This is a genomic window from Anaerosacchariphilus hominis, from assembly GCF_014290175.1.
GTDB lineage: Bacteria > Bacillota > Clostridia > Lachnospirales > Lachnospiraceae > Laedolimicola > Laedolimicola hominis.
On record NZ_JACOOR010000026.1, the window covers coordinates 1 to 1,226 of the forward strand.

1 protein-coding gene, 6 tRNA genes and 1 rRNA gene are annotated in these 1,226 nt (G+C 44.3%); all 8 read right to left on the minus strand.

Features of this window, described 5'->3' with window-relative positions:
- On the minus strand, nucleotides 1-100 hold a 100-nt coding region (locus H8S44_RS17070), incomplete at its 3' end, for a transposase-like zinc-binding domain-containing protein (protein ID WP_456298177.1).
- A gap of 254 nt (nucleotides 101-354) precedes the next feature.
- Nucleotides 355-427: transfer RNA gene (locus tag H8S44_RS16130), tRNA-Phe, on the minus strand.
- A gap of 46 nt (nucleotides 428-473) precedes the next feature.
- Nucleotides 474-547: transfer RNA gene (locus H8S44_RS16135), tRNA-Met, on the minus strand.
- Nucleotides 548-589: 42 nt separating this feature from the next.
- Nucleotides 590-671, minus strand: a tRNA-Tyr gene (locus H8S44_RS16140).
- 45 nt (nucleotides 672-716) lie between these two features.
- Nucleotides 717-789, minus strand: a tRNA-Thr gene (locus tag H8S44_RS16145).
- Between the two features lie 23 nt (nucleotides 790-812).
- Nucleotides 813-885, minus strand: a tRNA-Val gene (locus H8S44_RS16150).
- A 63-nt stretch (nucleotides 886-948) separates the two neighbouring features.
- Nucleotides 949-1,022 (minus strand) — tRNA-Asp (locus H8S44_RS16155).
- Between the two features lie 88 nt (nucleotides 1,023-1,110).
- Nucleotides 1,111-1,226 (minus strand): 23S ribosomal RNA (locus tag H8S44_RS16160); the annotation flags it as partial.

Here is a 1,226-nt window from a genome sequence, read left to right on the forward strand (position 1 = left end):
ATGTTTTACAGCTCTTACAAAACCAACGTTGCGAACCGGCTTTTGTCTTTCCTGATTTAACACATTTTTTACCACAAATAGGACAATTTACTTGATTCATTTAACCTTCCCTCCATGGTCCTAATTTTAAGGAAGATTAAATGCCTGCAAACCCTTTATTTTCAAGAGCTCACAGTACTTTCTATCAACACGTTTTGTCCACCCTCAAAGTTGTTCAGAAAAAGATTAAACCGCCTTCAGCCCTTTATTTATCGGGGCTAAAGACGGTTTTTATCAACACGTTTTGTCCTATAAGTCGGATTCTTCCTATAGAGCAAAAAAAAATTCCTGAAATCTATTCAGGAATTAAAAAAGTGCCCAGAACCGGAATCGAACCAGTGACACGAGGATTTTCAGTCCTCTGCTCTACCAACTGAGCTATCTGGGCATCTTATAAAAGAAGAGCACGAGACGCTTGTTTCGTACTCTTCAAGTTGCGAGGACAGGATTTGAACCTGTGACCTTCGGGTTATGAGCCCGACGAGCTTCCAGACTGCTCCACCTCGCGATATGAAATTAAAAAGTGGCTTATCTAAAAGATAAACCAGAGTGGGGGAAAGTGGATTCGAACCACTGAAAGCACAGCTAACAGATTTACAGTCTGCCCCCTTTGGCCACTCGGGAATTCCCCCATAACACGGTCCAACAACGGCTAATGTACCTTTTCAGTTCCGTGAAGCCGATGATCGGACTCGAACCGATAACCTGCTGATTACAAATCAGCTGCTCTGCCAATTGAGCCACATCGGCACTACAACTTAAATGTTGTAAAATGGGACCTATAGGGCTCGAACCTATGACCCTCTGCTTGTAAGGCAGATGCTCTCCCAGCTGAGCTAAGATCCCATTTGCACTCGACATGCATGTAGCAGTCAGTACGATATTTATATATTGATTGCTCAATATAAGCGACCCGAATGGGACTCGAACCCACGACCTCCGCCGTGACAGGGCGGCGCTCTAACCAACTGAGCCATCGGGCCTTAATTACACCTTCAAAACTATATACTGCATATCTTTTAGACATTTTCTATCCTATGACGCTTCGCGTTCCGCTTTCGCTTCACACTCTTGGTCAAGCCCTCGACCTATTAGTAACAGTCAGCTCCATGTGTTACCACACTTCCACCTCTGCCCTATCTACCTTGTCGTCTTCAAGGGGTCTTACTTCTTTCGAATGGGATATC